The sequence below is a fragment of the Celeribacter sp. genome, from assembly GCF_048270365.1.
Classification (GTDB): Bacteria; Pseudomonadota; Alphaproteobacteria; order Rhodobacterales; family Rhodobacteraceae; genus Celeribacter.
In genome coordinates this window covers 21232-27359 of record NZ_JBLWTA010000028.1, presented here as the reverse complement: position 1 = coordinate 27359, position 6128 = coordinate 21232, and the positions used below count along the sequence as shown (strand labels likewise).

The following is a 6128-nucleotide window of genomic DNA, read 5'->3' as shown; positions in this document are numbered from 1 at the left end:
CCAGCACGTCGACCTGCCGAAGCTTCGCGACGATCTCTTCCGGCTTGTGTCTCTTCTGTCCCATTCGTTCGTCCTCCATCTGGCTCGAAAGCCTACTTCAAGAAGGACCACTTTTCTGGGGGCAGACCACTCCGCGTCAGACCCCGTCAATAGCCCCGGCCATATCGGCCAAACCCACCGCCAGAGTCTCCGTCAAACTGGATAAAACTTGGGGGCAACGTCACCTGGCGAAGCGGGCCGATCCGGCGTGAGTGTCGGATCGTGCCCGGCGGGACGCAGTCCCTCGGCCTGATCCAGCGCGCAGGACCGCAGGCTTGCTAGAAGCGCACCTCAAGTCTCGCGTTGGCGCCTTGTTCCACGGCATTGCGTCCGAAGCGCCCCTGATAGGTGAGCCCGACCTTCGCGCGGTCGCTGAAGTTGAAGCGAACGCCGGCCTGCAGGAGTGCGCTGTCGCGATCGATGGGCGCTCCCTGAACGGAGAAGCTGTCCAGGCCCGCAATGGCGAGGCGCCTCTCGGCCGTGACGCTGCCGATGGCATGCTGCCAGCCGAGACGTCCGGTCAGCTCGGTGGTCATGCCATCGCGCGTCGCCAGGGTTTTCGACAGGCGCATGCCAAGGTTCGTTGTCCCGAAGAACTGCCCTGAGGCCTTGCCGGAAAGCGCCACTTCGGCGGATCCGGTCTCCTTTATGGCGCCGGCATGGTGATGAACCACCGCGAGGCCGGCGTAGGGCTCAAGTCCGAGCCAGGGCGTCTCGACCCGATAGGAGAGGTCCGCGAAGGCCTGTGCGGTGCGCGATCCGTAGTCGGCGGTGACGGTCTCGTCGATGCCACCGAAGGCGACGTGACGGCTGGTCGATACCTGATGCCAGCTGTGGGAGACACCGGCGTCGACGCGAAGTGCGCCGGTGCGAACCGCGCCATAGGCGCCAAGCGTGAAGCTCTCCGCCGTAGCATTTGATCCGCGGTTGTCGACGCTTGCCGTTGACCGCCCGAAGCCGGTCAGGAGGCCGAGCCTGATATCCCGCGTCGGGCTGGATTCCACACCGAACAGCCCTCCACCGGTGCTGCTCGAAAGCCGGGCGGCATTGCCGTCACCATTGAACATCGCGTAGGCGCCCTGAGCCTGGCTCCAGATCTGCAGGTTCGTGAGAGGCTCCTGCGCTGTCGAGGGAGCCGCCTCGCCGTTGTTTTGGGCGAGGCTGTCGAAGCCGCTGGCAATGCGGTTGGTCACGGCATCGCGCAGACGGCCACTTTCGCTCACGAACATCGCCGGCAAGGAGGCGTGGATTTCGCCGGACAGACTGTCATAGGCGGCGCGGGCCGACGCGGCGTCGAGGCCGATCAGCGCGCCATAGAGCGTGGCGGAGGTTGCCGGACCGTCGAGGCTCGTGGCGACGGCCAACTGGTTGGCGGTCCGTGCCTGCGAGGCGAAATTCGCGCTGTTGCGGGTCAGCTCAAGCACCACCGCATTCGGCTGGTAGACGAGCGTTGCATCCAGGAAAGCGAAGCTCTCCGTCACGCTGTCGAAACTCCCGAAGACGCCGCTAGCGCCGGTCATGATCGTGTAGCTGGTCGACGGGGCAAGGGGAGCCGTACTTCCGCTCAACAGCGAAACATTGACCGTTCCGCCCGTCAGGTCGATGCGTCCAGTCGCCGTCGTCAGATCGCTCGCGCCGGTATCGTCCACCTCGACGGCGTAAATGCTTCCCGGGCCGAAGGAGGCGTCGCCGGCCACATTGATGGTCCCGATCGAGTTGCCGGGCGCAAGCGTTCCCCCCGAGGCCAGCGACAGACCGCCGATCGTGCCGTTGCCATGGAGCAGGGCGCCGTCGTTGACGGTAAAGCTGCCGGCAAGCGTGGTGTCGAGCGCATAGACGACACCCGAGTGCAGTTCGACATCGCCGGTGAAGTTCGATTGAAGCCGTGCCGCACCGGTGCGGTAGATCTCGGCCGAACCGGTAAAGCCGGAATAGTCACCCGAGAGCAGCGTCTCGCCGTTCCGGAAGGCGAGCGTGCCGTCGCCGGTGACGTCGGCTGCAAAGTCATAGGCCGCATCCCCGTGATTGAAGACGATGCTGCCGTCACCCGCGCCGAAAGCGACCGTGCCGGCCAGCAGCGTCCCCGCGCCGACCGGGGTCGCACCTTCCTCTGAGCCGAAGACGAGCGTGCCGCTTGAGTCGGCCGATGTGCCGAGTTCCAGCGTCCCGGTTCCGCCGCCGATTTCAGCAACGCCGTCTTCCGACAACACAAGCATTCCCTGCCCGCCGGAGCCGCTTCCCACCGCCGCAGCGGTTGCAATTGACAAGCGGCTGTCGGCCCCCGCGACAGTGACCTTAGCGCGGGAAGAGCTTCCGACGTCGAGGCTCGCGGCGTTGACCACGGCCTTATCCCAAATCCACAGGTTGCCGCTTCCGCTGCCGCCGGTCTCGCCCAGGGTCAGGTCCGAGCCGATGGTCCACAGCGTTCCCGCACCGGAAATCTCGAACTCGGCATCGCTTGTGCCGGCCGCGGTGATTGACCCACGCCCGCTCGACATGGTCTTGCCACTGCCGAAGCTGAGAACGCCCTCGTCGACGCTGATCGCGCCGGAGACGGTCGTGTCGCCGCGCAGAAACACGGTTCCGAACCCCGTCTTCGTGAGGTCGCCCAAGCCGGAGATTTCGCCGGAAAAGCGCGTGACGTCATCCTGATCCAGGACCAGGTCCGCTTCAGAGCCAGTGCTGGTCAGCGTGCCGCCGGTTCCCCACAGCCTCGACATCGTCAGGTCATGGCCCGCCAGGTCGAGGGTTCCGCCGTGGATCTCGTATTGGGTGTTGTCGGCGAAGGCGTTTGCGCCGCCGGCGCGCAACGTGCCGCCGTTCACCACTGTCGTGCCGGTGAAAGCGGAGTTGTTGCCGGTCAGGGTCGTGGTGCCGGCGAGGCCGGCGATCGTCCCGCGGCCTTGTATGTCGGTGGCGAAAGTGTAGCCGCCATCGGTGTGGTTGAAGACCAGAGAACCGTTACCGTTTCCGAAGGTGAGCGAACCGGCGGTCATGGTGCCGGCCGCTGCTGCGGTTTCGCCGGCTGCGGCGCCGATGTTCAGGACGCCCGCGCCACTGAAGCGCGCCACATAGACGGTCGAGGCTGAGTTCAATGCGCCGCCGTCGGTCAGGGTCAAGGTGGCGCTTTGCCCGTTCTGGCCGATGGTCACAACGCTGGCGGCATTGATTGAAGATCCCGGGCCTGTGACCGTGACCGTGGCGTTTGAGTCGGTCATAAATCCCAGGATAAGCAAATTTGATGTCTTGAGCTCGGCGCCATTGTCGATCGTGACCGTGCCGTTGCCATATGAGCCGATGAACATGTTGTCGCTTGCTGTGAAGGACGATCCCGGCCCAGATATGTTGAGCGTCCCCGTTGAACCGCCGAGGTGGCCGACGCGGGTGATTTCCCCCACCGACACTTTCGCACCGTTCGCAATGGACAGGTGACCGGTGCCCAGATAGCCTACCCTGAGATTCTCCGTAATTGACCAGGAAGAGTTCGCCCCCGTCACATTGACGGTGCCTGTGCTGTTCGCCGCCTCGCCGAGAAAGGCATTGTAACCGGTGGTCAGGCTGGCGCCCTCCGAGATGGTCAGGCTCCCGGCATCACCGCCCGCATAGCCGAGATAGGCACTATTGGAGCTGTTCAGTGACGTTCCGCTTCCCGAAACGGTCAACGTGCCTGTCTTTCCCACCTGGCCGCCCAGGTAGATGCGGTAGCTGTTGATGCCGGACCCGTTCGAGACCGTCGCCTCGCCATCCGCCACGTGAAAATTGCTTACGCTCGCCGTTGCCCCGTCGAGGTTGAGCGAGCCGCCTGAAACCGTCAGGTCTCCGAGCGCGGCACCGGCTGTGCCGGTCATGGTCCAGGTGGAGCTGCCTGTCTTCGACATGGCTTCAAAGCCGGTGTATTTGGTGCCGATATCGCCCAGATCGAAGCTCGCGCCAGGGCTGGTATCTCCTCCCAGGACAAGTGTGTCGCTCCCGCCACCCGCGACGACATTGCCGGTGATCGTTGAACCGGATCGTAGCTCCAGTGTGTTGGTGCCTGAGGTGAATTCGATGGCATTGGCGCGGACGCCGTCGCCGGAGAGCCCGCCGGCAATCGTGCCGCTGTTGACGATCGTCAGGTCTGAGCCGGAGATGCCGGTCCCGCTGACACCTTCGTTTCCGGCAGACCCCGTGCTGGCCATTATGGAACTACCGCCCGCGCCCCCTTGACCTCCCGCGCCACCGGTGATCGTCCCGGAGTTGTCGATGGTGAGGTTGCTGCCCGCGATGCCGGCCCCACCCGCACCGCCATTGCCGCCCCTCCCGCCATTGTCGGAGTGACGGAAGCCGCCATTGCCTCCGTTGCCACCGTGTCCGCCCGTGAGTGTGCCGCGGTTCTCGATCATGCCGTCGCTGCCGGAGACGGCGGCGGCGCCAGCTCCGCCGCCGCTGGCGTTCGCATTGACGGAGTCATAGGCGCCATTGCCGCCTGAACCGCCGTTGCCGCCGGTTGCGGACCCGGTCAGCCGCAGCGAAACCCCGCTCCCCGTAACGGCTGTCGTGCCAGAATCTCCCGCAGTGCTGGCGGCAGCGTCTGTTGCGTTGCCACCGTTGCCCCCATTCCGGCCGGCCGCAGTGCCCGACAAGGCGGCGGTGAGTGCATTGGTGGACGACTCGCCCGACAGCACCAGCGATGTGCCGGATGCGGCGAAGGGAGAGCCGGTGATCTCGACCGGGGCGCTTGCACGGACCGTGACGTTTGCCGCAAAGGCGGGCAATGTTCCAGTGACAGCAATGTTCGCGATGCCGGGATCGATCTCGATCACGTCGCCGTCCGACGAGGCATTCGCAATTGCCCAACTCAGCGACCCTGCGACCGTTCCGCTTCCGTCATCCGTTGCCTGCGTAACCGCATAGGTCGCCGCCTGTACCGTCTCGACGGACAAGGTCATGAGCGACGCGGCGCACAGGGCCGTCGAGGCGAGAAGCCGCACGGCACACCGGCGCGCGGGACTCGTCCGGCGGGCTTTCTGGCGGCTTTCATGCCTGTGAGCCCAGGGCCTTTCTGCACGGCTCGACATGTCATGTAGCGCTTCGCAAGGTGCGCGAGATGTCGTGTCGATCATGGCCATGGTTTCTCCCTCGAGCCGCACCGTCAGGTCATGTGACGGCGCGCCGCAGGAAAGCCGGCACGGCTCTCCTGCGGCGCAAGTCGTTTTCACAAGCCGCTTATGGCGTCGGAGGGGGAGGGAGTTGTATCCCCTGTTTAGGGGTTATTGTTCGATATCAGGCCTTTGCCGAGCCACAGAGCCATCAGGCTTGAGCGGCTGGAAACACCATATTTGCGGAAGATCCGCTTCACATGGTCATGAGTGGTATGCGGGCTCTGGTTGTTCTGCTCCGCGATGCGCTTCTCTGTCAGACCGAGCAGCAGCCCCTGCAGGACGAGCTGTTCGGTCGGGGTGAGTGGTGCCGAGGCGACACCAACCCCTTCGCCAAGCAGCTGGTGCCGGTAGAACCAGCGAAGCCCGCGCAGCGCATGGAAGATCAGGGCCTGATCCTCGCGGGAGAACGGCGTCTTTTCGAAGCTGCGGTGGAACCCGATTTGCAACTCCGCGTCGGCGCTCACGGGAATGCCCGCCCAGATGGAATCGTGCCGGTCCAGGGCTTTGTAGTAGCGCAGATAGGACGGCCCCTCGAACCACTCCGGCGTGGCCAGTTCGCTCAACAGCAGGACCCGGAACGTTCCGGCCAGTTCCACATTGCGCGTCGTGGTGATGTCCGGTTCGCCCTCGTCCATCTCCGCAAAGGCCTGGTCGATCGCCTCACTGGTGAACTCGCAAGGGTTCAGCGTGAAGAGACTGCGGGGCCGCCATCCCTTCATCGGATCGCCGCCCTGGTTCCAGTCCAGCCGCACGCAGCCGATCCAGTCCGCATTCTGCGCATCCACCATGGTGCAGATCTCTTCCAGCAGAAACCTGCGCGACGCCTGTATATCCACCGCGTCGAAGGCGGAAAGGTCGTCCCATAGCTCGTAGATCCTGTCGAGACTGGAAAAACCGATTTGCATGAAGAGTCCGTGAAATGATGAGGGAGCGTCGTAGACAATATAG

Annotated in this window: 3 protein-coding genes; 1 reads left to right on the top strand and 2 read right to left on the bottom strand. The window is 64.5% G+C overall.

Translation table 11 applies throughout. The annotated features are described in order from the left end of the window. Window positions 1–251: hypothetical protein (locus ACN0X0_RS20270; RefSeq protein ID WP_417280685.1), on the top strand; the 251-nt coding region annotated here is incomplete at its 5' end. A gap of 66 nt (window positions 252–317) precedes the next feature. Here the strand turns inward: ACN0X0_RS20270 and ACN0X0_RS20265 are convergent. Continuing rightward, window positions 318–5147 (bottom strand): autotransporter domain-containing protein, encoded by a 4830-nt coding sequence (locus tag ACN0X0_RS20265; protein ID WP_417280684.1) that lies wholly within the window; start codon window positions 5145–5147, stop codon window positions 318–320. Between the two features lie 134 nt (window positions 5148–5281). After that, entirely contained in the window at window positions 5282–6085 is an 804-nt protein-coding gene (locus ACN0X0_RS20260) for a helix-turn-helix transcriptional regulator (RefSeq protein ID WP_417280683.1), read from the bottom strand. Window positions 6086–6128 lie beyond the last annotated feature (43 nt).

Bases quoted from the DNA above. Each gene is read 5' to 3' on its own strand.
- ACN0X0_RS20265 (WP_417280684.1), bottom strand. From the start codon at position 5,147: ATGGCCATGATCGACACGACATCTCGCGCACCTTGCGAAGCGCTACAT.
- ACN0X0_RS20260 (WP_417280683.1), bottom strand. From the start codon at position 6,085: ATGCAAATCGGTTTTTCCAGTCTCGACAGGATCTACGAGCTATGGGAC.